The organism is Tomitella cavernea, from assembly GCF_016599145.1.
In the GTDB taxonomy this organism is placed as follows: Bacteria; Actinomycetota; Actinomycetes; order Mycobacteriales; family Mycobacteriaceae; genus Tomitella; species Tomitella cavernae.
Genome location: NZ_JAENKO010000010.1, coordinates 25,554 through 47,689, shown reverse-complemented (window position 1 = coordinate 47,689; position 22,136 = coordinate 25,554). Strand labels below are relative to the sequence as shown.

General features: G+C 70.4%; 25 protein-coding genes and 1 pseudogene. 5 read left to right on the top strand and 21 right to left on the bottom strand.

Annotated features, from left to right (window positions below; genetic code table 11):
* Positions 1–38: 38 nt before the first annotated feature.
* Positions 39–842 carry a crotonase/enoyl-CoA hydratase family protein gene (locus JJ683_RS05965; protein WP_372435250.1) on the bottom strand — a complete coding sequence of 268 codons (804 nt, stop codon included), beginning with the start codon at positions 840–842 and terminating at the stop codon, positions 39–41.
* Between the two features lie 231 nt (positions 843–1,073).
* Between JJ683_RS05965 and JJ683_RS05960 the strand changes: the two genes are divergently transcribed.
* Genes JJ683_RS05960 through JJ683_RS05945 form a run of 4 tightly spaced genes read left to right on the top strand, consistent with a single transcriptional unit; the run spans position 1,074 to position 4,521 of the window.
* The gene (locus tag JJ683_RS05960; RefSeq protein ID WP_200172153.1) at positions 1,074–2,459 is read left to right on the top strand and encodes an MATE family efflux transporter; all 1,386 of its coding nucleotides are present in this window, start codon (positions 1,074–1,076) and stop codon (positions 2,457–2,459) included.
* Positions 2,460–2,512: 53 nt separating this feature from the next.
* Positions 2,513–3,196, top strand: coding sequence for a polyprenyl-phospho-N-acetylgalactosaminyl synthase PpgS (gene ppgS / locus JJ683_RS05955; protein WP_200172152.1), 684 nt, complete (start codon positions 2,513–2,515; stop codon positions 3,194–3,196).
* A 6-nt stretch (positions 3,197–3,202) separates the two neighbouring features.
* Positions 3,203–3,661, top strand: coding sequence for a DUF2304 domain-containing protein (locus tag JJ683_RS18945; RefSeq protein ID WP_200172151.1), 459 nt, complete (start codon positions 3,203–3,205; stop codon positions 3,659–3,661).
* Positions 3,658–4,521 carry a glycosyltransferase gene (locus JJ683_RS05945; RefSeq protein WP_200172150.1) on the top strand — a complete coding sequence of 288 codons (864 nt, stop codon included), beginning with the start codon at positions 3,658–3,660 and terminating at the stop codon, positions 4,519–4,521. The genes JJ683_RS18945 and JJ683_RS05945 overlap by 4 nt, the downstream gene beginning before the upstream one ends.
* A gap of 61 nt (positions 4,522–4,582) precedes the next feature.
* On the opposite strand, the gene JJ683_RS05940 is transcribed toward JJ683_RS05945, so the two are convergent.
* Positions 4,583–6,712: a DUF6541 family protein gene (locus JJ683_RS05940; protein ID WP_200172149.1), complete on the bottom strand. Its 2,130-nt coding sequence runs from the start codon at positions 6,710–6,712 to the stop codon at positions 4,583–4,585.
* A 291-nt stretch (positions 6,713–7,003) separates the two neighbouring features.
* Positions 7,004–7,909, bottom strand: a complete 906-nt coding sequence (locus JJ683_RS05935) for a glycosyltransferase family 2 protein (RefSeq protein WP_307810716.1) — start codon at positions 7,907–7,909, stop codon at positions 7,004–7,006.
* A gap of 296 nt (positions 7,910–8,205) precedes the next feature.
* Between JJ683_RS05935 and JJ683_RS05930 the strand changes: the two genes are divergently transcribed.
* Complete coding sequence (locus tag JJ683_RS05930; RefSeq protein WP_200172148.1) at positions 8,206–8,361, top strand: hypothetical protein; 156 nt, start codon at positions 8,206–8,208, stop codon at positions 8,359–8,361.
* Positions 8,362–8,437: 76 nt separating this feature from the next.
* On the opposite strand, the gene JJ683_RS05925 is transcribed toward JJ683_RS05930, so the two are convergent.
* The 18 genes and pseudogenes from JJ683_RS05925 to JJ683_RS05835 all read right to left on the bottom strand — a co-directional run bounded on the left by JJ683_RS05925 (position 8,438) and on the right by JJ683_RS05835 (position 22,129).
* A complete protein-coding gene (locus JJ683_RS05925; protein WP_200172147.1) occupies positions 8,438–9,568 on the bottom strand; it encodes a thiolase family protein in 1,131 nt (376 codons plus the stop codon).
* 137 nt (positions 9,569–9,705) lie between these two features.
* On the bottom strand, positions 9,706–10,497 hold the full coding sequence (locus JJ683_RS05920; protein ID WP_307810715.1) for a hypothetical protein: 792 nt from the start codon (positions 10,495–10,497) through the stop codon (positions 9,706–9,708).
* Entirely contained in the window at positions 10,494–11,234 is a 741-nt protein-coding gene (locus JJ683_RS05915; RefSeq protein ID WP_200172145.1) for an ABC transporter ATP-binding protein, read from the bottom strand. The genes JJ683_RS05920 and JJ683_RS05915 overlap by 4 nt, the downstream gene beginning before the upstream one ends.
* A gap of 78 nt (positions 11,235–11,312) precedes the next feature.
* Positions 11,313–12,200, bottom strand: a complete 888-nt coding sequence (locus JJ683_RS19620; protein WP_307810714.1) for an MTB12 C-terminal domain-containing protein — start codon at positions 12,198–12,200, stop codon at positions 11,313–11,315.
* Positions 12,197–12,985: a class I SAM-dependent methyltransferase gene (locus JJ683_RS05905; protein ID WP_200172143.1), complete on the bottom strand. Its 789-nt coding sequence runs from the start codon at positions 12,983–12,985 to the stop codon at positions 12,197–12,199. Before JJ683_RS05905 ends, JJ683_RS19620 begins: the two co-directional genes overlap by 4 nt.
* A 120-nt stretch (positions 12,986–13,105) precedes the next feature.
* Positions 13,106–13,552 carry a hypothetical protein gene (locus JJ683_RS05900; RefSeq protein ID WP_200172142.1) on the bottom strand — a complete coding sequence of 149 codons (447 nt, stop codon included), beginning with the start codon at positions 13,550–13,552 and terminating at the stop codon, positions 13,106–13,108.
* A gap of 192 nt (positions 13,553–13,744) precedes the next feature.
* A complete protein-coding gene (locus tag JJ683_RS05895) occupies positions 13,745–14,191 on the bottom strand; it encodes a hypothetical protein (RefSeq protein WP_200172141.1) in 447 nt (148 codons plus the stop codon).
* Positions 14,192–14,306: 115 nt separating this feature from the next.
* Positions 14,307–14,753 carry a TOBE domain-containing protein gene (locus JJ683_RS19615; RefSeq protein WP_200172140.1) on the bottom strand — a complete coding sequence of 149 codons (447 nt, stop codon included), beginning with the start codon at positions 14,751–14,753 and terminating at the stop codon, positions 14,307–14,309.
* 236 nt (positions 14,754–14,989) lie between these two features.
* Positions 14,990–15,448: pseudogene (locus JJ683_RS05880) on the bottom strand (ATP-binding cassette domain-containing protein); the annotation flags it as partial.
* 135 nt (positions 15,449–15,583) lie between these two features.
* Positions 15,584–16,579: a hypothetical protein gene (locus JJ683_RS05875; protein WP_200172132.1), complete on the bottom strand. Its 996-nt coding sequence runs from the start codon at positions 16,577–16,579 to the stop codon at positions 15,584–15,586.
* Positions 16,572–17,138 carry a signal peptidase I gene (locus JJ683_RS05870; protein ID WP_200172130.1) on the bottom strand — a complete coding sequence of 189 codons (567 nt, stop codon included), beginning with the start codon at positions 17,136–17,138 and terminating at the stop codon, positions 16,572–16,574. The genes JJ683_RS05875 and JJ683_RS05870 overlap by 8 nt, the downstream gene beginning before the upstream one ends.
* Positions 17,138–17,725 (bottom strand): SipW-dependent-type signal peptide-containing protein, encoded by a 588-nt coding sequence (locus JJ683_RS05865; protein WP_242474446.1) that lies wholly within the window; start codon positions 17,723–17,725, stop codon positions 17,138–17,140. The genes JJ683_RS05870 and JJ683_RS05865 overlap by 1 nt, the downstream gene beginning before the upstream one ends.
* Positions 17,712–18,416, bottom strand: a complete 705-nt coding sequence (locus tag JJ683_RS05860) for a signal peptidase I (RefSeq protein WP_307810713.1) — start codon at positions 18,414–18,416, stop codon at positions 17,712–17,714. The genes JJ683_RS05865 and JJ683_RS05860 overlap by 14 nt, the downstream gene beginning before the upstream one ends.
* 2 nt (positions 18,417–18,418) lie before the next feature.
* Positions 18,419–18,961: a hypothetical protein gene (locus tag JJ683_RS05855; RefSeq protein WP_200172125.1), complete on the bottom strand. Its 543-nt coding sequence runs from the start codon at positions 18,959–18,961 to the stop codon at positions 18,419–18,421.
* 9 nt (positions 18,962–18,970) lie between these two features.
* A complete protein-coding gene (locus JJ683_RS05850; protein WP_200172123.1) occupies positions 18,971–19,501 on the bottom strand; it encodes an alternate-type signal peptide domain-containing protein in 531 nt (176 codons plus the stop codon).
* Positions 19,502–19,702: 201 nt separating this feature from the next.
* Entirely contained in the window at positions 19,703–20,455 is a 753-nt protein-coding gene (locus JJ683_RS05845; RefSeq protein ID WP_200172121.1) for a hypothetical protein, read from the bottom strand.
* A gap of 202 nt (positions 20,456–20,657) precedes the next feature.
* Positions 20,658–21,530: a glucose-1-phosphate thymidylyltransferase RfbA gene (gene rfbA, locus JJ683_RS05840; protein WP_200172119.1), complete on the bottom strand. Its 873-nt coding sequence runs from the start codon at positions 21,528–21,530 to the stop codon at positions 20,658–20,660.
* The gene (locus JJ683_RS05835; RefSeq protein ID WP_200172117.1) at positions 21,527–22,129 is read right to left on the bottom strand and encodes a dTDP-4-dehydrorhamnose 3,5-epimerase family protein; all 603 of its coding nucleotides are present in this window, start codon (positions 22,127–22,129) and stop codon (positions 21,527–21,529) included. The genes rfbA and JJ683_RS05835 overlap by 4 nt, the downstream gene beginning before the upstream one ends.
* Between the last annotated feature and the right edge of the window lie 7 nt (positions 22,130–22,136).

Below are 22,136 nucleotides of genomic sequence, written 5' to 3'. Positions count from 1 at the left end.
ACGCCGTGCGCGCAACCCGCCGCCTCGCGAAGCTTCGGTCAGTGCCCCGTGAACTCCGGCGTGCGCTTCTCGAAGACCGCTGCCATGGCCTCACCGAGGTCCTTCGACGGGAGGAACGCCGCGTTCCATGCGGCAACGTACCGCAGACTAGCGTCGATCCGGGCGCTGCGGGTGTGACCGAGAACCGATTTGATGCCGTGCACCACCAGCGGCGGATTGGCCGCGATCTCCTGTGCCGCCGCACGCGCCGCGGCCAAAAGCGCGTCCCGGTCCTCGTAGACGTCGTTGACCAGGCCGATCCGCTCGGCACGCGCCGCATCGATGTCGCGGCCCGTCAAGGCCAGCTCGCGGGTATGGCCCTCACCGACGATCCCAGCGATGCGTGCGAGGGTGCCCATGTCCGCCACCATCCCCACCTTGACCTCGCGGATGGAGAACCGGGCATCGGCCGACGCGTAGCGGAAATCGGCCGCGGTGATCACGTCCACACCGCCGCCGATGCACCAGCCGGCGACGGCGGCGACGACGGGCTTGCGGCACCGCTCCACCGCGCTCGCGGCCTCCTGCATGGCCAGGATCAGGTCGTGGAACTCGGTGCGCTCCTTCGCCTGCGCGCCGGGCGCGAGCACCGGACCGAGCGAGGGCGCGACCGCAGGCAGGTCCAAGCCGTAGGTGAAGTGCTTACCCGCGCCGGTGAGCACGACGGCGCGGACTTCCGGGTCCGCGTCGAGCACAGCGAACACACGCGGGCATTCCGCCCAGAATGCCGGGCCCATCGCGTTGCCGCGGCCGGGGCCGGTCAGCGTCACCTCGGCCACGTGCCCGGCGCGTTCGACGGTCATCGATTCGTACGGGCCGTACCGCCCCTCCCGATCCGCGCCGGAATCCTGCGTCCGCGTGTCCTCTGCCATGGTTCCTGCACCGTCCTCATCGCCTGAGCCGTCGTCCCGCCGACGTCGCCGGAATCACCCTACTCGCCGGTAGCAGGCGCCGCACCCGGCTCGCAGTCGGCGGTCGCCGACGCAGCGGCGTGCGGCCGGGCGGCTCGACGCGCGGCCTGGCACAATGCGGCGGTGCCCACCCCCCACTCCGCCGACGGCGCCACGGAAGACGGCGACCCTGTGGGCGGCGATGCCCCCGTCACCGATCCCGGCACCCCCGCCATCGCGACCAGCACCCTGTCCCGGCACGGCATGGGTGCCGTGCTCGCGGCCACGGTCTTCGCCGCGGCCGCCGGATACGTGGTCATGCTGCTGGCCGGACGGCAACTCGGCGCGGCCGGCTACGCCGATTTCACCGTCTACTGGGCACTGTTCTTCACCTTCGTCGGGATCGCCAACGGGCTCATGCAGGAATCCACCCGCTCGGTGAGTGCGGAGGAGGCGACCCGCGCGGGTACCGCACCGGACGGCGGCCCCGCGACCGGCCGTTCCACGAGCCCCGCGCTGCTCGCCGCCGGCGTCGGCCTGGTCATGGCGCTGCTCATCGTGGTCACGTCCCCGCTCTGGGCGTCACGCGTACTCCAGGGTCACGAGGTGCTCGGCATCGGCGTCCTGGCCGTGTCCGTGTGGACCGTCGCGGTGCAAGCCGCGCTATGGGGCCTCGCGGCGGGCCGGGGCCGATGGTTGCTGTACGCCTGCGGGATGGCCGCCGACGCGGCGCTGCGCCTCATCGTCGCGGTGTGGGCGGTCGCGGCGGGCTACGGGATCGTCGCCTTCGTCTTCGCGACGGTGGCGGGCGCGGTGTCCTGGCTGCTGCTGCTGACCGCCTCGTCCGGACGCACCACCCTCGCCCGCCGGGTGCACGAGGCGCCCCGGAGCTTTCTGCGCAGGACCCTTCAGGCCATGGCCGCCTCTGCCGCGACGTCCGTGCTCATAGTCGGGTTCCCTGTGCTCCTGGCCGGCGCGGAATCCTCCGAACTGGGCGACGCCGCGGGTTCGCTGCTGTTCGCCGTCACCGTGACGCGCGCGCCGCTGCTGGTTCCGCTGACGTCGTTCCAGAGCGCCATCATCGTCTACTTCGTCGAACGCAGGTCGACCCTGCTGCGCGCGCTCGCCTTGCCGCTCAGCGCCGTCGCGGCGGTGGGCGCGGTGGGCGCCGTGCTCGCGTGGTGGATCGGCCCGCCCCTGATCCGGCTCGTCGGCGAGGGCTTCGACATGGCGGGCAGGCCCCTCGCCGCGCTCGTCGGCGGCGCGGTCACCACTGCGGCGCTCATGCTCACCGGGTGCGCCACCCTCGCGTCGGACCAGCACCGCGCGTACGCCGCCGGCTGGTGGGCGGCCACCGGCACCGCGATCGTCATCCTCACGCTGCCGTGGGACATCACCACCGCCACTGTGACCGCGCTGGTGGTCGGGCCGCTCGTCGGCATCGCCGTGCACCTGTCCGCGGCGCTCTCTGCGGTCCGCCACGCTCCGTTACGCGCGCCGGATTACATTTCGGACACACTCCCCCGCTAGTATTCCCCACGACACCCGAGCAATCGTCGCGAAAGAGGCCACCCGTGCAGGACATGTCCGATGTCTGGCTCGTGGTCCCCGTATACAACGAGGCGCCGGTGATCCGCGAGGTCGCCGAGTCCGCCAACCGGACCTTCCCCAACGTGGTGTGCGTCGACGACGGCAGCCGCGACGGCTCCGCCGACGAGATCCTCGCCGCCGGCGTCCACCTGGTGCGCCACCCCGTCAACCTGGGGCAGGGCGCCGCCATCCAGACCGGCGTCGAGTTCGCGCGCAGCCGTCCCGGCGCCCGGTACTTCGTCACTTTCGACGCCGACGGCCAGCACCGCACCGAGGACGTCGAGACCATGGTGGGCCGGCTGCGCTCGGAGCCGGTGGACATCGTCGTCGGCACCCGCTTCGGCGGGCAGGACTCGTCGAGCGTCCCGCTGATCAAGCGGTTCGTGCTGCGTACGGTGGTGGCACTGAGCCCCCGCACCCGCCGCCTCGGCCTCACGGACGCGCACAACGGGCTGCGGGTGTTCGACAAGACCGTCGCCGACCAGCTCGACATCACGATGAACGGCATGAGCCACGCCTCCGAGTTCGTGCAGCTGATCGACGAGCACGACTGGCGCGTCTCGGAGCAGCCTGTGACGATCCTCTACACCGAATACTCCATGGCCAAGGGGCAATCGCTCCTCAACGGCGTCAATATCCTCTTCGACGGGCTGCTGCGCAGCAGGATCAGGCGGTGAACTGCAGTGATCATCCAGATCGTTCTCATCGTCGCGGTACTCGTCTTCTTCATCTACTACTTGCGCTCCCGCGGCAGCTCCCGCTCGTCGGCGCTGTTCAAGCTGCTGTTCCTCGCGTTCTGCCTCTTCGGGATCTACACGGTGGTCCGCCCGAACGACCTCACTGAGGTGGCGCAGGCGATGGGGGTGGACCGCGGCACCGACCTCATGCTCTACGCCCTGGTGGTGACGTTCGGGTTCACCACGGTGGGCACCTACCTGCGCTTCCGCGAGCAGGAACTGCGCTATACGCGCCTCGTCCGGGCAATCGCGCTGCAAGGCGCGGAAATCCGCATTCAGGAGGCCGCCATCGAGCCGGCCGTGCGGGCGTCCGCCGCCGGGAGTGCGGAAAGCCCCGGTGCCGGGTCGGCCGGCGAGGACGCCACCGCGATGGACTCGGCCGACGGACCCACGCGCGCAGGATGACGGGAACCCCCATCGAGCTCTCCGTCGTCATGCCGGTGTACACCGGCGCCGACCCGGCGCACTTCCACCGTGCGCTCGAGAGCGTGTACGCGCAGACCTATCCGGCGGCCGAGGTGATCGTCGTCGAGGACGGCCCGCTGCACCCCGGCCACCACGAGGTGCTCGACGCTTTCGCCGACCGCGAGCCCGCACTGCGCCGGATCGTCCTCCCGGAAAACCGCGGGGCCGCCGCGGGCAACCAGGCCGGGCTGGAGGCGGCGCGGTTCGGGTGGATCGCCAAGGCCGACGCCGACGACGTCAACCTCCCCGCGCGCTTCGCGGTGCAGGTGGAGGCGATCGCGCAGGCCGAGCGCGACGGCCTCCCGCTCGACTGCGTGGGCTCGGCGGTATTCGAGTTCGACGGCGGGCCCGCGGGCGAGGAGGCCGACCACGTGGTGGGACTGCGCAGCCTGCCCGGTCCGCCCCGGGCACTGGCGCGTTACGCCCGCCGCAACAGCCCCCTCAATCATCCGACGGTGCTGTATCGACGCGATCTCGCCCGGAGCGTCGGCGGCTACCGGCACGTCCCCTACATGGAGGACTACGACCTGTTCGCCCGCATGCTGGCCGCCGGTGCCCGCATGCGCAATCTCTCCGAGCCGCTGGTGCTCTTCCGCGCAGGGGACGCGATGCTGGGCCGCAGGCGCGCACCCGGCATCTTCGCGGCCGAGCGGACGATGCAGCGCAACCTGCGCGCCTACGGGCTCGCCGGGCCGGTCGAGTCGCGGGTCAACCTCGCCGCACGCACGGCCTTCCGCCTGCTGCCCGCGCCGCTGCTGCGCCGGGCCTACCGGGGGCTGTTCCACAAGAGCGCGCGCTGACCGTCGCGCGCTGACCGGGCCCGACGCGTCAGCGCAGGCACGGCAGCACGGGCCCGGCGCGTCAGAATCCCGGCGGCAGGACCTCGGCCGGCGCGTCCCAGTTCTCGGCGCCGGAGCGGTCGGCGAACGGGGCCCAGCCGTACCGGGTCTCGCCGGGCTTCGGCGGCTCCCAGCCGCGCACCTCGTAGATCTTCGTCTCACCGTTGTCGTAGATCCGTTTGAGCCCGGGGGTGCGGTCCAGGTCGAGCAGGCCGCGGGGCACCGTCTGGAACGGCCAGTACACGGGCGGGCTCATCACGACGTACTTGATGTCGAGCTGCTGCAGCGCGGCGTCCACCCGCGGGTTGATCCCGGCGGTGTTGAGCCGGTCCCACAGAGCCCACGTGCGCGGCCCGACCGGATCGGGGAAGGCGAAGTGGGTGAATAGCGGGTGCAGCCCCTCGAGCGCATACATCCACCCCATGCCCTGGTCCGGGTCGACGAAGATCGTCGTCGTCCGCGCGTCGGGCAGTGTCGCCAGGTACTGCATGGCCGCCCGGTCGTCCGGAGAGATCATCCGGCCGAAGCGGTCGCCCACGGCCATGGCCCCCATCCGGTCGGCGTAGGTGGAGACCACGGCGCCCGACGTCACCGGGACCGCGATGGTGAGCAGCACCAGCACCACCGCCGCCAGTCCGCGCCGGGCCGGGACCCACCGGCGCAGCGCCGAATACACGCCCCACACGGCGAGCGCGATCCCCGCGCCGCCGAGCGCCACCACGATGAGGGCCACCGCGTACTGCAGTCGGCGCGGATCGGTGTAGAAGGCGTTCGAGAACACTCGGAGCAGGTCCGTCGCCGTGCCGCCGACCGCCTCGATGGCGTCGCACACGACCAACAGCATCAGCGCCCACACCACCGTCATCCACACGCTGAAACGGGCCAGTAGCACCACGCACGCCAGGACGGCGAACGCCAGCAGCACCCACGGGGCGGGGAACGGGGCGGTCCATTGGTTGGTCAGGGTGAAGGCGTCGTGCACCGCGGTCCACCGCGAGAGGTCGAGGCTGAAATCGTAGGACTCGATCGACGTCTGCTCACCGAGAACGCCCCGGATCTGCGGCAGCATCACCGCGACGGTGAGCACCGCGACGCCCGCGAGCGCCGCCAGGTCGCGGAGCCGGCCGCGACGGGGCCGCCACAGCGCCTCGAACACCCACCACAAGCCCAGCAGCAGCGCGGAGAACACCGCCCCCGACGGGTGCACGCCCGCGATGCCGATCAGGCCGAGCGCCGCCAGCGGGATCCGGCGCGGCGCCCCGGTGACGGACATCACCAGCACGACGGTCATTCCCGCCATCGCCGCGCCCACGGCGTTGGGGTTGGCGGTGGTGAGGAACTCCACGTAGGGCAGCGACGGGAGCACCCCGCTCACCGCGCCCGCGCAGCCCGCCGCCAGTGCGGCGGCTCCCGGGGAGAAGCGGTCGCGCACGATCCGCCAGGCCAGGGCGGCGGCGGACAGCGGGATCACCAGCGCCAGGCACGTCATCGTCCAGATGTTGATGACGGGCAGGATGTCCGATCCGGTGAGGCTCTTCAGCAGGGCGCCGAGCGCATGCCAGGCGTCCGGGTAGTAGAAGTCCGCATGGGTCTCCACCTGGAACAGCCGTCCCAGGTCGGTGGCCCCCGCGATGCCGGTGTCGTCGATGAACGTGATGACGTTGGCGTGCCACTGCTCGTCCCAGACGTTCGACAGGCTCGCGATGCCGTCCGGCACCTTCGACAGTCCGCGGAAGAGGATCCCGAAGATCGTGCCCGCACCCACCAGCACGCCGACGACGGCGGCGGCCACGCCCGCCCACGGGACACCGGCGGGCGGAGCGAGCCAAGAGCGCCGGGCGGGGCCGTCCGCCGGGACGGGCCCGTCGGAGTCATCAGACGGGGCATGCCCGGCGGAGGCGCGGCGGGCCAGCGTGAAGCTGTACACCGCACCGAGCGCCAGGAAGATCACGAGCGTCACCAGCGCCGACCACGAGTTCCATGGCAGCCCCGATGCGCCGGTGACGATGGTGCCCACCACCACCATGCCGAAGGTGATCGGAATCGCCAGCGCCGCAGCGACGGTCCAGCGCAGCCGCACGGTGAGCGCGACGAGGAACCCTGGCACCACAAGTAGGAGGGCGCCGACTATCGCGAGCAAGGCTGTCTGCACGGCCGAGCCGACTCCCTTCATCCCATGCGTCGGGTCCCCCCGCGCGGGTGCGTCGGCGGGCGCCGATCGTCACGTCTGCCGACGGGCCGAGGAGAAGCGGCCGAGCCCGTTCGTGTCCCCGCAAGGGGCGGTGCCGACCGGCCGAACGACACCGTGGGAAGCATACGTGCGCGCCATGCCGGTGTCGTAGGGGCGGGGGTGCGAGTCGGCGGCCAGGCATGTTGAATTCCCCTACCGCCGCCGGAGTGCGCCGCGGCAGTACAGGGCTGTGAGGTGGCGCCGAGGAAAGGATCAGCGCACGACGTGACGCAGCAGGGGCCCCAGTCCGCCGCGGGCCTCCTTGGTGCGCACGGCCTTGGGAACCAGCGCGAGCGCGTGCAGACGGGATGTGAGGTGGCCCCGTGCCTCACGGGCGGCGCGCCGCCAGCCCAGGGCCTCGAACCGCCCGGCCTGCTCGACATAGAAGCGGCGCTCCTCGTCGAACCGCCGGCCGTCCAGCGCCCGCACGGACGAATCCGACGCCGAATGCCGCCGGTACAGAAAGCCCAGGCGCGGATCGAAGACCATCCGCCCGCCGTCGGCGACCACATCGCACAGCAGCGCCAGGTCCTGGACAACGTCGAGCCCTTCCCGGAAGCCGATCCGCTGCACCGTCTCCGACTTCCACGCCAGCGACGGGAAATAGGTCCAATTGCCCCGCATCAGGCCCACCGCGAGCTCTTCGCCCTCGTACACCGTCCGGGACTCCGGGCGCGGCGCAACGCGGCCCTTGATCGCGTCGCCGAGCGGCCGGATGGCCCGGTCGTGCTCGTCCACCACCTGCACGCCGCATTCGAACACGTCCGCGTCGGGGTGGGCGGTGAAAGCCTCGGCGGCGTGCGCCAGATAGTTGGGCAGCATGATGTCGTCCGCGCCCATCACCACCACGACGGGGGCGGTGGCCATCGCCAGCGCCTTGCGGTAATTGCCGTTGGCACCGAGATTCTCCGCGTTGCGCTCGTAGACCACACGGTCGTCGCGGGCGGAGATCTCGCCGAACCAGCGGGCCGGTTCATCGCTGGGGTATCCGTCGTCCAACACGATCAGTCGCCAGGCGGAATGCGACTGGTTCAGCACGCTCGAGGCCGCGGCCTTCATGTAGTCGACGTCGCCGTAGTACGGCAGCAGCACATCGATCTGCAGGGATTCGGGGTGCACAGTGGTTCCTCACCGCGTGCCGTCTGCCGCACGCTCGGATGGTCGCAGCTCTTTCCGGAACGAACCTACGGGCGCTGTGCAAGCCGTGCCACGATCGCTGGTCATCGGCGCCGCACGCGCCGCGACCGCCACGCCCGTCCATGGGAAAAATGTGCGGTAGTTCACCCGGGCAACCGACCTGCGTGAATGCCGAGTCAACCTCCTTCATATTTGATTCATGTCACATTCGCTGATGCGGGACGGATAGAATTCCGGCGATCCGGCACCACGGCCGGACCGGACGAACAGAGAAACACATGGGTTCCATCGGAGACGTGATCAGCGCCGCGATCCTCGGCTCGCTCGGCACCATCGACGGCATCCTGGGGGCCGCCGGCTCAGAGGATATGGGCTCGCTCGCCGCCAAGGCCGGGGACATGCTCGGCTCGCTCACCACCGGCTCGGCCGAGTAGTCGACCCGCATGAGTCGGGGCCGGGTGCGTGCACCCGGCCCCGACTCATGCCACGACCGCCACGGCGATCGGCCTCTCAGTCCACGAGCTCGACGATCGTCGCGTTGGCCATCCCGCCGGCCTCGCACATCGTCTGCAACCCGTAGCGGATGCCGTTGTCACGCATGTGGTTCACCAGGCGTGTCATGAGGATGGCGCCGGAGCCGCCCAGCGGGTGTCCCACGGCGATCGCCCCGCCGAGCGGGTTCATCCTCTCCATGTCCGCGCCGGTCTCCGCGAGCCACGCCAGCGGCACCGGGGCGAAGGCCTCGTTCACCTCGAATGCGCCGATGTCACCGATGGACAGGCCCGACTTCTTCAGCGCCTTCGCCGTGGCGGCGATGGGCGCCGTGAGCATGATCACCGGGTCGTCGGCGGCCACCGCGACCGTGTGCACGCGCGCGATCGGCCGCATGCCGTGTTTCCGGGCCGTCTCCTCGGTGGCGACGAGCAGCGCACCGGCGCCGTCGGAGATCTGGGAAGCGTTGCCGGCGTGGATGACCCCGTCCTCTTTGAACACGGTCTTCAGCTTGCCCAGTCCTTCGACCGTGCTGCCGCGGCGCACTCCCTCATCCTGTTCGAGGCCGGCCAGCGGCGCCAGCTGCGCATCGAAGGCCCCGGCGTCGATGGCCCGCGCGGAAAGTTCGTGCGAGCGCACCGAGTACTCGTCCAGCTGCGCGCGGCCGAAGCCCCACTTCTCGGCCACCATCTCGGCGCCCACGCCCTGGTTGAACCCCCGTACGCCGAAACGCTCGAGCACGCTCGGCGGGTTGGGATCGCCGCCGGTGTTCGAGCCCATCGGCACGCGGGTCATCGACTCCGCGCCGCCCGCCACGACGAAGTCCTGCTGCCCGGCGGCCACCGTCGCGGCCGCGAAGCTGAGCGCCTGCTGGCTGGATCCGCACGCGCGGGTGATCGTGGTGCCCGGCACCGAAGAGGGCCACCCGGCGGCCAGCACGGCGTTGCGGGCCACGTTCCCCGCCTGCTCCGAGTACTGCATGACTGTCCCCCACACCACGTCGTCGACGAGGGCCGGGTCGATCCCGGTCCGCGTGGCGAGCGCGCCCAGCACGTGCGCGGACAGGTCCACCGGATGGACCTCGGCGTAGGCGCCCTTGCGTTTGCCGATGGGGGTCCGGACGGCGTCGACGATGACGGCAGAGGTCATGGGGGTCCTTCCTGGGACAACGGGGGTCGGCGGTGGCGCCGCGAAGACTGTGCGCACGCCCGCACTGCATCATGTGCAGGCTACGGGAGGGTGCGCTGCACCACGATCGGGCCGTCCGCCTGGCAGAACCGGCCCGGTCACCGCGCGCGCTCGCCCCGCAACCTGGCCCAGCCGGCCGCCAGCAGGACGGCCGTCACCGCGGCGACGTAGGCCAGCGCGCCGTCCCTCCCCCACGACGGGCTCAGCGCGATTTCCTGCCCCGAGGCGTAGACGCCGTTGAGGAACGGCATCCAGCCGATCAGGTCGCCGCCGCCGGGCAGCATCACGGCGGCGTTCTCGATGAACAGCGCCCACAGAGTCAGTACCGCGACGGCCGCGGCCGGCCATGGGACCAGCGCGCCAACCGCGACCCCGATCCCGACGGCGAGGAAAGCATAGGCCGGGAGGGCCCACAACAGGCGGATGCCCTCGGCCGACGCCACCTCCATCTGCCCGTATACAGCAGGAAAAAGCGCAGGCAGCGCGACCATCAGCAGGAACGCGCACATCACCATGCCGAGGGCGGACGCGGCGCCGACGAGGATCCACCGGCCGAGCATCCCCGTCAACGGCCGCGGCGCGCCGTGGCGCGTGACCTCCGCAGCGGGGCCGCGGACCGCCGTGCCCTGCGCATAGGCGGCGACCACCGCGAACACCGTCACACCCAGGTAGACGAGCCAGTAGACGGAGTTCGACGTGGGCACCTGCCGTACTTGCAGCAGGCTGTCGGCGCCGTGCAGCTTCTCGGACACCGCGGCGACCGCGAGGGTGACGGCCACCGGCAAGCCCAGCCCCAGCGGAAGGGCCACGCGCAGCAGAAGTCCCCGGCCACCGCCCAACCGAATCCCCTCGGCGCGCACCGAGCGCGCGAGCACGGTGGCCGCGCTCACGCCGCCCCCCGCACGCGGAGCGCACCGGCGGCGCGCGGAACGTGCGCGAGGAAGGCCGTCTCCAGGTTCGCGTGCGGCCCACGCACCTCGTCGACCGTCCCCCGCGCCACGATCACCCCGCCCTCGAGGATGAGGACCGTGTCCGCGGTGGCCTCGACCTCGGCGAGATCGTGCGAGGCCACGATCACGCACCTGCCCTCGTCGGCCCACGCGCGCAGCAATCCCCGCAGCCAGAGCACGCCCGCGACGTCCAGTCCGTTCATCGGCTCGTCCAGAATCACGTTGCGCGGGTTGCCGACCAGGGTGGACGCGATCCCGAGGCGCTGACGCATGCCCAGCGAATACCCGCGCACCGGACGGTCCGCCACCGCCTCGAGACCGGTCCGTCGCAGCAGCGCCTCCACCGCGTGTGCGGGCACCCCCGTCTGCGCGGCGAGCCAGCGCAGGTGCCGACGTCCCGAATGGCCGGGGTGGAAGGCGTCCGCGTCCAAGTACATGCCCAGATGCCGCGCTGGCGCGTCGGTCCGGCCCAGCTCGCGCCCGTCCACTTGGGCGGTTCCCGAATCGGGGCGAAGCACCCCGCTGAGGCACCGCAGCAACGTCGACTTCCCGGTTCCGTTGAGACCCAGCAGGTAGGTCAGCGTGCCGTCGCCGAACAGGTGCGACACCCCGGCAAGCGGCACCGTGGGGCGCCGTCGGGCTCCGAAGGTGCGGGTGAGGGAGTGCGCTTCGATCATGGCGTGGTCCTGATCATGGGGTCGGTCCGGGAGTTTCCGGCGTGCGATCGCGGCTTCCCGGTGCATACGCCGGTCAGCTCAGCCATTGCAGTAGATCGGCAGGCCCACCGTCCGCACCCCCGCGCACAGCGACGACGACGCCAGTTTCCAGACGCCTTCCTGCCAGACGAACTCGATCGGCATGTCCACGCCCGGCATCCCCGCCGAGAAGCTGTGCAGCTGCACGGTGATCCGGTCGCCCTGGCGCTGCATCGGTCCGGTGACCCGGCTCCAGCCGCGCGGGGCCCGGAAGAGACCGAGGTTGTAGACGGTGTTCGGCACGATCACGCCTCCCATGCCCGCCTCGATGTTGCGGGCCTTGGCCTCGTCGGATGCGGCGGTCGCCGTGATGAAGTAGACGAGGTTGTTGAGGTCGGCGAGCGTCGGCTCGGCGGCGGGCACCGTGAAGTCCGGCGGCAGCGGGGACGGCGGCGCCCACGCGGTCGCCTCGGTCTGCTCCTGTGGTTCGGCCGCCCGGCTCTGCGGCTGGGCAGCTTGCATTCGCGGTTCCGCGTCCGGCGTGGCGTGTGCCGGTTCGGCCGGCGGGGAGGGCGGGGCGCCGTCCCCGCCGGCGGTGTCCGTTCCCGTAGAGGCAGCGGCGGGAGCCGGCGGAACGGCCTGGGTCGGCGGCGCCACCGGAGCCGACGGCAGGGCGGACTCCGTCGGATCCACGGCCGGCCCGGCCGCGCCGGCGCCCGGGTCCGCGACCACGCGCACTACGGCGGGCTGCGCAACGGCAGCGGACTCATCACGGCGCATTCCGACGATCCCGACGCTGAGGATCAGCGATGCGACGACGGCCGCCACCCCCGCGGACGCCAGGATCGTCGGCCAGTGCAGCGCGTGCGGCTTCCCCGGCGCGCCGTCGGCGGCGATGAAATACCCTTCGTCACCGAATCCGTCGCCGTCACCGGCACGGCCGCTCACTGCTTGACGGCGACGAGCGCGATCGCCGACATGTTGTCGCGGTAACGCCGGAACACCGACCGCATCTCCAGGACACGCTTGCGCGCGCCCGGGTTGCGCAGCAGGTTGATGACGATCGTCAGGACGCCGCGCACACCCTCGTCGTCGAGGTTGCGTTTGGCCTCCAACAGCGCCATGTCCGTATGCCGGACCGTTTCTACGCGGAATCCGTGCTTCTCGAACAGCGCGGTCCACTCGTGCGTCGTCAGCGGGCGGGCGTTGACCTTGATGGAACGGGCCAGGGCCTTGCGGATCTCGGTCTTCTGCTCGTCGTCGAGGGTGTCGGGCTCGATGGCCAGCTCGTGCACCGCATAGCGGCCGCCCGTGCGGAGGACCCGGGCCGCCTCCGCGACGATCGCGTCCTTGCCACGCGGACTCTGCATCGTCAGCATCGCCTCGCCCACCACCAGGTCCGCGCTGGCGTCCTCGAGCCCGGTCTCCGCCGCCGGCGCCTCGCGCACGGTGCCGCGGCCGCTGATGTTCGCCCGCGTGGACAGCACGGCGTCCGGGTCCTCGTCGACTCCGGTGTAGCTGCGGGGGCCGGCCTCGAGGATCAGCGCCGCCGTCCTGCCCAGCCCGGGCGCCAGCTCCACGACGTCCGCTCCCGGGACCCTCGCCGCCGTGAGGAGCGCGTCCGTCATCTCCCGTCCCCCGGGGCGCAGGACCCGCTTGCCCAGCCGCGCCAGCAACCAATGCCCTGGAAGGTCTTCGATGGGACGCTGCGGGAGCGGGATGCTCACGGTCATGACGGGCCTCCTGGTCGGCGAATAAAGCACATTGATATGCGTCCTATTCTGAAGGACAGTCCACCAATTAGGCAAGGCTAGGTTTACTTGGTGTGGAGGGTTCCGCAGCCGACTGTTCTCTCACCGCCGCAACGGCGCGCGCGCCAGAAGAATCGCGGGCACCGCCCCGATCACCAGCAACACGAAGCCGCACGGCGCGGCGGCGGTGAAGTCGAGCACCTCCCCGTTGGTCGTCGACCGCAGCGCGGTGGCCAGCGATTTCTCGCCGGTCGGCTGCAGCAGCAGTGTCGTCGTCAACTCCTTGCCCGCATCCAACGCCCCAGCGTCCCCGCCCAGATGCCGCAGCAGCCCGGACACCGTGCCCCACAGCGGAATCGCCAGCGCGGCGGCCGCGACCATGAAGCACAGCAGCAGCAGCAGCCACAGCGAGGTGGACCGCCCGAGCCGCCAACGCATCGGCGGACGCGGCGTGCCCCGCCCGGTGCGCAACGGACGCGCCCGGCCGCGCAGCAGCCGGTCGACGAACAGCAGCACGATGGCCACCGGCGAGGACGACGACGAGGGCACGCGCGGACTCGGGCATGCCCAGCACCGTCGCCCTCTGGACGATCGCGGTGGTGAGCGTGGAGTAGCCGAGCATGTGCACCGCGCCGAGAACTCGGTCGCGTCCAGAAGGCGGTGTAAACGCTGGCGCCGGACCGCCTCTTCGCGATGAAGTTTACGTGGTGGGTGCGGATCGCTCGTGATTTCTTGGCGGGATCAGCCTTGGGGCTCGACGACAAGCCACTGCACGTCGCCTTCGGCAGCCCATAAGGCTCCGGTGAGCTCGTCAGGTTCTTGTCCTTCTTGAAGCAGCGCGTCGTGCTCAAGTGCCGCGTCGTACACGGTGTGCGCCTCTTGCCCGGAAAGCCACCCGCTCTCACCGGAGGTGATGTCGCCGGCACGAGGGTTTTCGAGGAACTCGGATGGGTCGGGCCCAGGCCACTGGGGCACGTCATCGACCGTGAGGCTCGTGTCCAGCATCCCCGGGCGGTAGACGATCACTTGATCGGGATAGTCGGTGAGCGGGGCGTACGCATCTGACGGCAGCGGCGACGCGGTGCTGACCGAGTCGGACGTCTGGGCACTACTGCAGCCCGTCGCGAACAACGCGATCCCTGCTATTCCGGCCGCAAAAGCCATGGCGCACCGCTTGGTCAACGTCATCGGTCCTTTCACCGGGCAGGCTATCGCTGCCGCCACGCGAGCGCGCTGTAAGGTGCCCGCTTCGCTCTTCTGCGCTCACCATATCCGCAGGCGACTACACCATGACTCGCAATGATTACGCCGACGAGCGGGTCCGCTCCGCGAACAGCGGGGGCGCGGCGCGCACGCGGCCACCGGCCTCTGCCGCGCCGGTGATCGCGAGCACGTGGACGGCGGATCCCACCGGAGGTATGTCCCTGCCTTCGAGTCGCACCAGCAGCGGGGTCCCGTCGACCACGCGGAGCCGTACCAGGCCGTCGTGTCCGAAGAAGCTCGTCGCGCACACCGTGGCGGGCGTGCCGTCGTCGACGATGGCCAACTGCTCGGGGCGCAGCACCAGCGTCCGGTCATCGGTGGCCCCGGTGCCGAGACCGTCGAACAGCGCCGAGGACAGCACTCGCAGGCGTCCGAGCGGGCAATCAACCTCCACCAGGTCACCGTCCCCGCCGTGCACGCGGCACGGGATTTCGACCGATTCGCCGAGGAACGCCGCCGCGGCGGGATCGACCGGGCGCGCGTACACGTCCGCGGGGTCCCGGATTGCACCACCCGCCCGTCGCGCATCAATGCGACGTGGTCGGCGAGGGAGAGCGCCTCGGGCTGGTCGTGCGTGACGAGCACGGCGGTGGCCTGCACATCGCGCAGCAGGTGACGGACCTCCTCGCACAGCTCCACGCGCAGCGCCGCATCGAGCGCGGAGAACGGCTCTTCCAGCAGGATCACCGAGGGAGCGGGGGCCAGCGCACGCGCCAATGCGACGCGCCGCTGTTGGCCGCCGGGGAGCTCGTCCGGCCGGCGGTCGCCGTAGCCGGGAAGACCGACGAGCTCAAGTATCTCGTCGACGCGCGCCCGCCGGCGGCGGCGTGCGACAAGGTTGAAAGCCGACAGAAAACCGTCGGGCAGGCCCTAAGCGACGTTCTGGGCGACGCTGAGGTGCGGGAACAGCGCCCCCTCCTGCGCCACGATCCCCACATTCCGGTTTTCGGGTCGCACGAAGGCGCCCGGGCCGACGACGAGCGTGTCGCCCAAGTGGATGGTGCCCGCGTCGGGACGGTCGAAACCCGCGAGCGCACGCAGCAGGGTGGTCTTGCCGCAACCCGACGCGCCGAACACCGCCGTGAGCTCGCCCCTGCGCACATCCAGATCGCCCCCGCGGAGTGCGTGCACCGGCGCCGGCCGCGACGGGAAGACGCGGGTCACACCACGAACACGGAACATGAGGTAAGGCTACACACAGAATGCGCGACGCAAAGGCCGTGGGGACTGTTCAGCGGTCGGCCATGCCGACAGCCCCCCGCGACAACGGTGGACATCGGACGGACTCCCGGACCGATGTCCACCGCGTCGGCACGGTCAATGCGACGAGATCGCACAGGTGGCGGTGTCCACCTGGCGTACGGCTCCCGCCCCGGAGATCAGCAACGTCCCGTTCCCTGTGTCCAGGATCCTCTCGGAGGCACGTATCGCGGGCACCGTTCTGCACACCTCGGCGCCGCTGTCGAGGACCACGACCCGCCGGGTCCCCCCATCACTGACGATCTGCGCCGCGAGGCCGGAGTCCCCGCCGAGAGCGAACGGTCCACTGATCACTCGGGTGGCCGCCGTCGTAGTCGTGGGCTGCGACCTCGTGGTCGATTCGGGTGCAGTCGCGGAGGGTGTCCCGGTCCTCGTCGCAGTGGGCTCCGCCGCAGTGGTCGGCGCAGTCGTGACGGGCGCAGACGAGGTCGGCGCAGTCGTGACGGGCGCAGTCGTAACGGGCGCAGTCGAGGTCGGCGCCGAGGTCGCGGTCGATTTCTGCGGCGCGCGCGCGAGCGCGGCATATTGCAGATTCGCGCCCGATGCGTCGCCATCGCAGTAGGTGTAGTTGTCGTACTTCTGATGCACCTTGGTTCCGCGGTACTCCGTGGAGAGCTCACCAGCCGGATTCACTGTGTACAGCCGGACGATGTAGTCCCAGCCGGTATGACCACCGACCATGTTCTTGTCCACCCAGATATCCAGCGTATCGCCCGGTCCGGGAGTGAGATCCCGTGTCTCCACGACCGTGCCGTTCAACTGCGTGACGGTCAGTCGGTAAGTGAAGTTGGAGTTGTACGGCTCGACGGGCCTGAACCAGATCACGGCGCCGCCCTGTTCCAAGCCGTAGCTGTCATTCCAGCAGCCGTAATCAGCCGGCGCCACTGCTGGCAGCAGATCCCCTGCCGCCGTGATGTTCCCGGAGGTCGCCGTCACGGCGTCCGTGGCAGCAGCACTGGTGTCGACCGCCTGGGCCACGCCAAACGCGGTGAGCACTGCTGCGCCGCCCGCCAGCAGCGGGCGCAGCCGCACCCGCCTGAGCTTGTCAAACATTGCTGGGCTCCTCTGTCCGCGAAGTGTCCTCGGTCGTATCTTCGGCCGTCGATTCATTACTCGTGGTCCCCCGCCCGGGTCGGAACGCCACCGCCAGCAGCACCCCCGCCAACACGCCGGCGGCGAAGACCATCGCGGTGCTTGACGCCCACGACACGGCGTAGCCCAGGTAGGGCACGTGGGTGATCACGCGCTTGGTCTCGGTGATCGCGTACGGCATCGGATCCAGCACCGTGTTTGCGTCACCCTTCAGTCGCACCCGCGCGCTGCCGTCCCCGCGCATGTCCACGGACACCACGCGGTGCGTCACCGGCGTGCCGCCCGGGCCGTCGACGGTGATGATGTCGCCCTCACGCACGTCGCCCGCCGGAATCTGCCGGGCCAACGCCAGCGACCCGGTGTCGATGGCGGGCGACATCGAGCCCGATCGGAACACCAGCGGGGTCACACCGAGCACCACCGACGCGACCGTCGCCGCGATGCACAGCACGCCGAGTGCCGCACCGAGATTCAGCGCGACCTCGCGCGCCCGCCGGCCTCCGCCGCCTGTCCCCGGCATCAGTCCTCGATCGCGCCGAACTCGACGACCACCCGGGCGGATTGCCCCGAGACAGCCTTGGTGACGGCGTCGGCCAGCGTCACCTGCAGGCACACGGTCTGCATCGCGCCGAAGGCCACCGCTTGCGCCGTCGTGATCAGCGGCTGCGCAGAACCGGACAGACCGGTCGCCGTCCCGATCGGCGTCCCGGTGCACGTGTCGCCGGAGACAGCGCCGTCGTAGGCGGTCACCGCCAGGAATCCCGCGATGCCGGCGTCTCCCGTCGCAGACGCCTCCGCGGTGAATCGGAAGTCCAGATCGCCCGTGTTCTGCACCTGCAGGGCGGCGGCCGTCGTATCCCCCGGCATCAGGCCCGACGCGGTCAGCGCCGCGAAGTCGTACGCCGGGTGCTGACCGTCGACCTTCATCTCGAGCACGTCAGAGGTTGCGACGGTGAACGATCCAGTGGTCGCGCTGGCGCTGTCGGTCCAGGAGGCCATGGTGCCCACGGCCCCGAGGCCCAGCACCATGCCCAGCGAGAGCACGGCCCGCGTGCGTGTCCAGCCAGCGCCGTGCGACCGGCGGCGCATCACCCTACTCAGCAGCATCACTTCGTCCTTCATCCTCGGTATGCGCCGGTCCGGCGCGTTCATGGTCGAAATGTGCAACCCCGTCGCTGTTGCGGCGTCGTGCACGGTCACGCAGGCCGGCCGTGCCCGTCCAGGCCGCGTAGATCAACAGCCCGCCGCCGATCACGTAGATGAGCGTGGAGCGGCTGGTCTGCCCGAGCAGGTTGTTCAGGTGCCCCAGGTGCGGCACGGAATACAGCAGTCGACCACGTACCTGTTCCGGCTGGAGCACCCAAGAATCGCGCGCGTTGTTGTCGTCGCCCTTGGTGTAGATCCGCATCCGCCCCTCGGCGTCGTAGAAGATGCCGTCGATGCGGTGGGTGACCACTTCCGGGTTTCCCGAGTACGGCTGGAAGGTGATGACGTCACCCGCCTTCAGGTCCGCCGGGGGCGTCGGCTCCGACACGATGAGGGTGCCCGGCGGCAGTCCCGGCCGCATCGAGCCTGTGAGGACCGTGTAGGCCGTCGATCCCGTGACCCGTGGCACCACGACCAACGCCAGCAATACCGCCACTGCAGCGAACAGCAGCAGCCAGGATGCGATGGCACGCATCCACCAGCCCAGAGTCGTCTTGTCCGATCGCGCCGGCTCCGCGGACGACGCCGCCCTGCGGGCGGCACCGCGCGGCGCGGCGTGGCGCGCACCGGTGCGCGTCGTCGTCGAGGACACGGCTACACCTGCTGTGCGTCGAAGGTGAACTCGGCGGTGGCGCTCTGTCCGGTCTGCGGGTCGCTCCCCAGGGTGGCGGTAAGGCAGAGCACTTCGTCCGCACCCGGCGCAAGGGTGCGCAACAGGGTCGTCGCATCGGCCATACCGCCGGCGTAGAGCTGTTCGCCCGCAGGGGCCCCAGCCGTGCAGTCGGCATCCGAGCCGACCTGCACGATCGTCAGATCGAGCGGCGGGACCCCGACTGCGCCCTGGCCGGTCAAGGCGACGTCCGCCAGCCGGTATTGCATGCCCACGTCGCCCGAGTTGAAGATCTTCAGCGGCTTCGTCGCCGCGTCCCCGGGTGCCATGTCCGGCTTGGCGAAATCGGAGAGGTCGAAGGCCGCCTGCCCCTCGGCACCGGCGGAGATGTCCAGCGTGCCGGTGGTGATCACGGCGCCCGGCAACGCCTCGGAGTCGCTCCACAGGGCGCCGGTCTGCTGAATGGAGACGAACCCCAACAGCAGCACCAACGCACCTGCAAGACCCCACTTGTACGGGGATTTCACTGTCGATCCTTACGGGGCGGGGTTGGCTGCCGGAACGGTCTGCTCGAGCGTGACCGTGATTCCGGTCAGATTGATCGTCTCGTTCATCCCGGCGGTCGCGGACGGATCGAAGGTGATCGTGGCGCCCGCCTCGACGGTCTGGTCCGCGGTGATGTCGGTCAGGCTTCCCTGGCCGATCGGCGATACGGTCAGCTTTCCGCCCAGGTCGTTGTCGATCGCCCCGCCGTCCACATCCACCTTGGCCGCGAGGTTGTCGCCGTTGACGACTAGGTCGTAGCTGCCCTTGTAAGTGACCGAGTCGCCGGGGGCGAGGCGGACGGTGGAGATGTCGGTGATCTCCTGGCCCGCGACGGCGGACGTGCCCCAGTACCAGCCGGAGTCGGCGGTGGCGTTCTCCGTGATGCTCAGCTCACCGGTCTGGATCCCCTGACCGCCACCGAGCGTGGCACTGTCGTTCCACACGGCCATGGTCCCCGCGCCTCCGGCGAGCAGGAGCGCAGCGGCACCTGCCGCTGCGGCAGCCTTCGTCGTTTTCTGCATCTGTGGTTCCTTTTATCACGGCATGCGAGGCGTACCCTGATGCCTGGGTGGAGTACGGCCGCTGTCGTGGCCGTGCGTGCCGGCCACGACAGCGGCCGGCGCCCGGTCACCGCGGTGCAAGCGCGGTGACCAGCGTCTGTGGAACCCGCGGCGGGCTGGAATTCCCGACCCGCCGCGGGATCGCAAAGGCTGTGGCCGTTCTTACGAGGCCAACGAGCCGACGTTGACGACCGGGGAGTCCAGCCCGGTCAGGCTGCCGAGGCTCCCCAGCAGGTCGCTGCTCCCGAATCCGATGCCGGTGCCGCTGTTGCTCGACGACCCGAACGCCCCGTCGATCCCCAACGACCCGAACAGGGAGCCGAGGCTGCCGGTGGCCGAATCTGCGCCACCGTCACCGCCGTCGCCCCCGTCGACCGGCGCGGTCTCCTCGAGCGCCAGCGACCACCCCGGGGTGATGTCGAAGTCCTGGACGGTTTCGTCGGCGGGAATGCCCACGTAGAGCGCAACGTCCAACGCATCGTCCGTGACGAGCGTCGACGTCTCGCCTACGAGGATCCCGTAGTCGCCTTCGTTCGCCGGGCCGAGCGTGACAGTCGTCCCCTCCACCCCGTCGAGGTCGGCGCGCAGGACGGCGCTCGCGCCCTTCGTCACCTCCCATTTCCCGGCGTAGACCTGCACCTTGCCGGGGGTGTCACAATGGTTCCGCACCTGGAACTCCGCATGCTTTTCGACGCCGCCGGGAACCGGCACGATGGGAACCCAGTCGATGACCTCATCGCCGCCCCACGTTTCGCCGTCTGCGGAGAATTGCAGGCAGTCTTCGGGAAGGTTCTCCCCCGGCGCGGCCGCGGCCACACCGACGGCCGTTCCTGCCAACGCGGCAGCCGCACACCCGGCCACGGCGACGCGCGCGGCACCTCTCACCAGGGGATCCAGTCGTTCGTTCAAAAGCATGAGCCGACTGTATGGTGTGCGTCACGGAAAGTCCAGGCGGATGTTGAGAACACCGGATCGCGGCGGAAATATACTCGACCCGGCTGTCATCCGACCAGATGACAGCCGGCACTCTTCCGTTGCAGCCGCCGAGGCTGGCGGGCGACATTTGCATTCTGCAAGAGGCCCACGATGACGGTTTGCGTGGGCACCGGAATCGCCCCTACTGCCTCTCTCGGGCGAGCATCTCGAGAAGATACTTCCCATACCCGGATTTCACCTGGGCACGGGCGAGTCCGTCGAGATGCGCGTCCCCGATGTAGCCCTGGCGCCACGCGACCTCCTCGGGGGCGCCGATCTTGAGGCCCTGGCGCTGTTCGATGGTGCGCACGAAATTGCCGGCCTCCAGCAGCGAGTCGACCGTGCCGGTGTCCAGCCAGGCGGTACCGCGTGGCAGCACCTCGACGTGCAGCCGCCCGGCCTCGAGGTAGGCGCGGTTGATGTCGGTGATTTCGTACTCCCCCCGGGCCGAGGGCGACAGGCTGCGGGCGATCTCCACCACGTCGTTGTCGAAGAAGTACAGCCCCGGCACCGCATAGTGCGACCGCGGCACCGTCGGCTTCTCCTCGAGCGACAAAGCGCGGCCGTCGTCGGAGAACTCGACGACGCCGTAGGCGGACGGGTCGGCCACCCGGTATGCGAACACCGCGCCGCCGTCGATGCGGTTGAACCGCCGCAGTTGCGTGCCCAGGCCCGGACCGTAGAAGATGTTGTCGCCCAGGATGAGCGCCACCGGATCGGCCCCGATGTGCTCCGCGCCCAGGACAAAGGCCTGCGCGAGCCCCTCGGGGCGGTCCTGCACGCCGTAGGTGAGCGACACTCCGAACTGTGTCCCGTCGCCGAGGAGCCGCTCGAACAGGCCCCGGTCCTCCGGGGTGGTGATGACGAGGATGTCGCGGATGCCCGCCAGCATGAGGGTGCTCAGCGGGTAGTAGACCATCGGCTTGTCGTACACCGGCACCAGCTGTTTGCTGACACCGCGGGTGATGGGATGCAGGCGTGTTCCGGAGCCGCCCGCGAGGATGATCCCCTTCACCCCCGGGCCTCCTGCAGCGCGATCCACTCCATCACGGCATCGTAGCGCGGCAGAATCCCCTGCTCGGCGGCTTCGCTCAGCGTCGGCGCGGCGGAGTCCTTCGCCGAGAGCACGAGGGCGTCGGGGTCCGGCCCCCAGTCGACGTCCACGCTCAGCGGGTGCACGCCGTGCTCGCGGCCCGGCGCGTAACCGGTGGAGCATTGGTACATCACCGTCGCATCGTCGGTGAGTGCGACGAACCCGTGCCCCAGCCCCTCGGAGACGAAGACCGCCCGCCGTTCCGCGTCGTCGAGGCGCACTGCGTCGACGACGCCGAAGGTCGGCGATCCTGCCCGCACGTCCACCACCACGTCCATGATCGCGCCGCGCACGCAGGAGATGTACTTGGCCTGGCCCGGGGGGACATCGGAGAAGTGGATGCCGCGCAGCACCCCGGCGCGCGAGACCGAACAGTTCGTCTGCTCGAGCGCCGGCCTGCGGCCCGTCGCCTCGTGCAGCGCGTCCGCCGTGAACGCCTCCAGAAACACCCCGCGCCCATCACGGTGCTGACGTGGGGTGAACACCCAGGCGCCGGGAACGGCGAGCGCATCGAACGTCATACCCGGC

Excerpts from the sequence above, each read along its gene's own strand:
- JJ683_RS05905 (WP_200172143.1), bottom strand. The coding sequence starts at position 12,985 with ATGACCGTGAGCATCCCGCTCCCGCAGCGTCCCATCGAAGACCTTCCA.
- JJ683_RS05835 (WP_200172117.1), bottom strand. The coding sequence starts at position 22,129 with ATGACGTTCGATGCGCTCGCCGTTCCCGGCGCCTGGGTGTTCACCCCA.
- JJ683_RS05870 (WP_200172130.1), bottom strand. The coding sequence starts at position 17,138 with ATGCCGGGGACAGGCGGCGGAGGCCGGCGGGCGCGCGAGGTCGCGCTG.
- JJ683_RS05875 (WP_200172132.1), bottom strand. The coding sequence starts at position 16,579 with ATGTTTGACAAGCTCAGGCGGGTGCGGCTGCGCCCGCTGCTGGCGGGC.
- JJ683_RS05850 (WP_200172123.1), bottom strand. The coding sequence starts at position 19,501 with ATGCAGAAAACGACGAAGGCTGCCGCAGCGGCAGGTGCCGCTGCGCTC.
- ppgS (WP_200172152.1), top strand. The coding sequence starts at position 2,513 with ATGTCCGATGTCTGGCTCGTGGTCCCCGTATACAACGAGGCGCCGGTG.
- JJ683_RS05930 (WP_200172148.1), top strand. The coding sequence starts at position 8,206 with ATGGGTTCCATCGGAGACGTGATCAGCGCCGCGATCCTCGGCTCGCTC.
- JJ683_RS05965 (WP_372435250.1), bottom strand. The coding sequence starts at position 842 with ATGACCGTCGAACGCGCCGGGCACGTGGCCGAGGTGACGCTGACCGGC.
- JJ683_RS05865 (WP_242474446.1), bottom strand. The coding sequence starts at position 17,725 with ATGCTGCTGAGTAGGGTGATGCGCCGCCGGTCGCACGGCGCTGGCTGG.
- JJ683_RS05915 (WP_200172145.1), bottom strand. The coding sequence starts at position 11,234 with ATGATCGAAGCGCACTCCCTCACCCGCACCTTCGGAGCCCGACGGCGC.
- JJ683_RS05845 (WP_200172121.1), bottom strand. The coding sequence starts at position 20,455 with ATGCTTTTGAACGAACGACTGGATCCCCTGGTGAGAGGTGCCGCGCGC.
- JJ683_RS05895 (WP_200172141.1), bottom strand. The coding sequence starts at position 14,191 with ATGACGTTGACCAAGCGGTGCGCCATGGCTTTTGCGGCCGGAATAGCA.
- JJ683_RS05925 (WP_200172147.1), bottom strand. The coding sequence starts at position 9,568 with ATGACCTCTGCCGTCATCGTCGACGCCGTCCGGACCCCCATCGGCAAA.
- JJ683_RS05945 (WP_200172150.1), top strand. The coding sequence starts at position 3,658 with ATGACGGGAACCCCCATCGAGCTCTCCGTCGTCATGCCGGTGTACACC.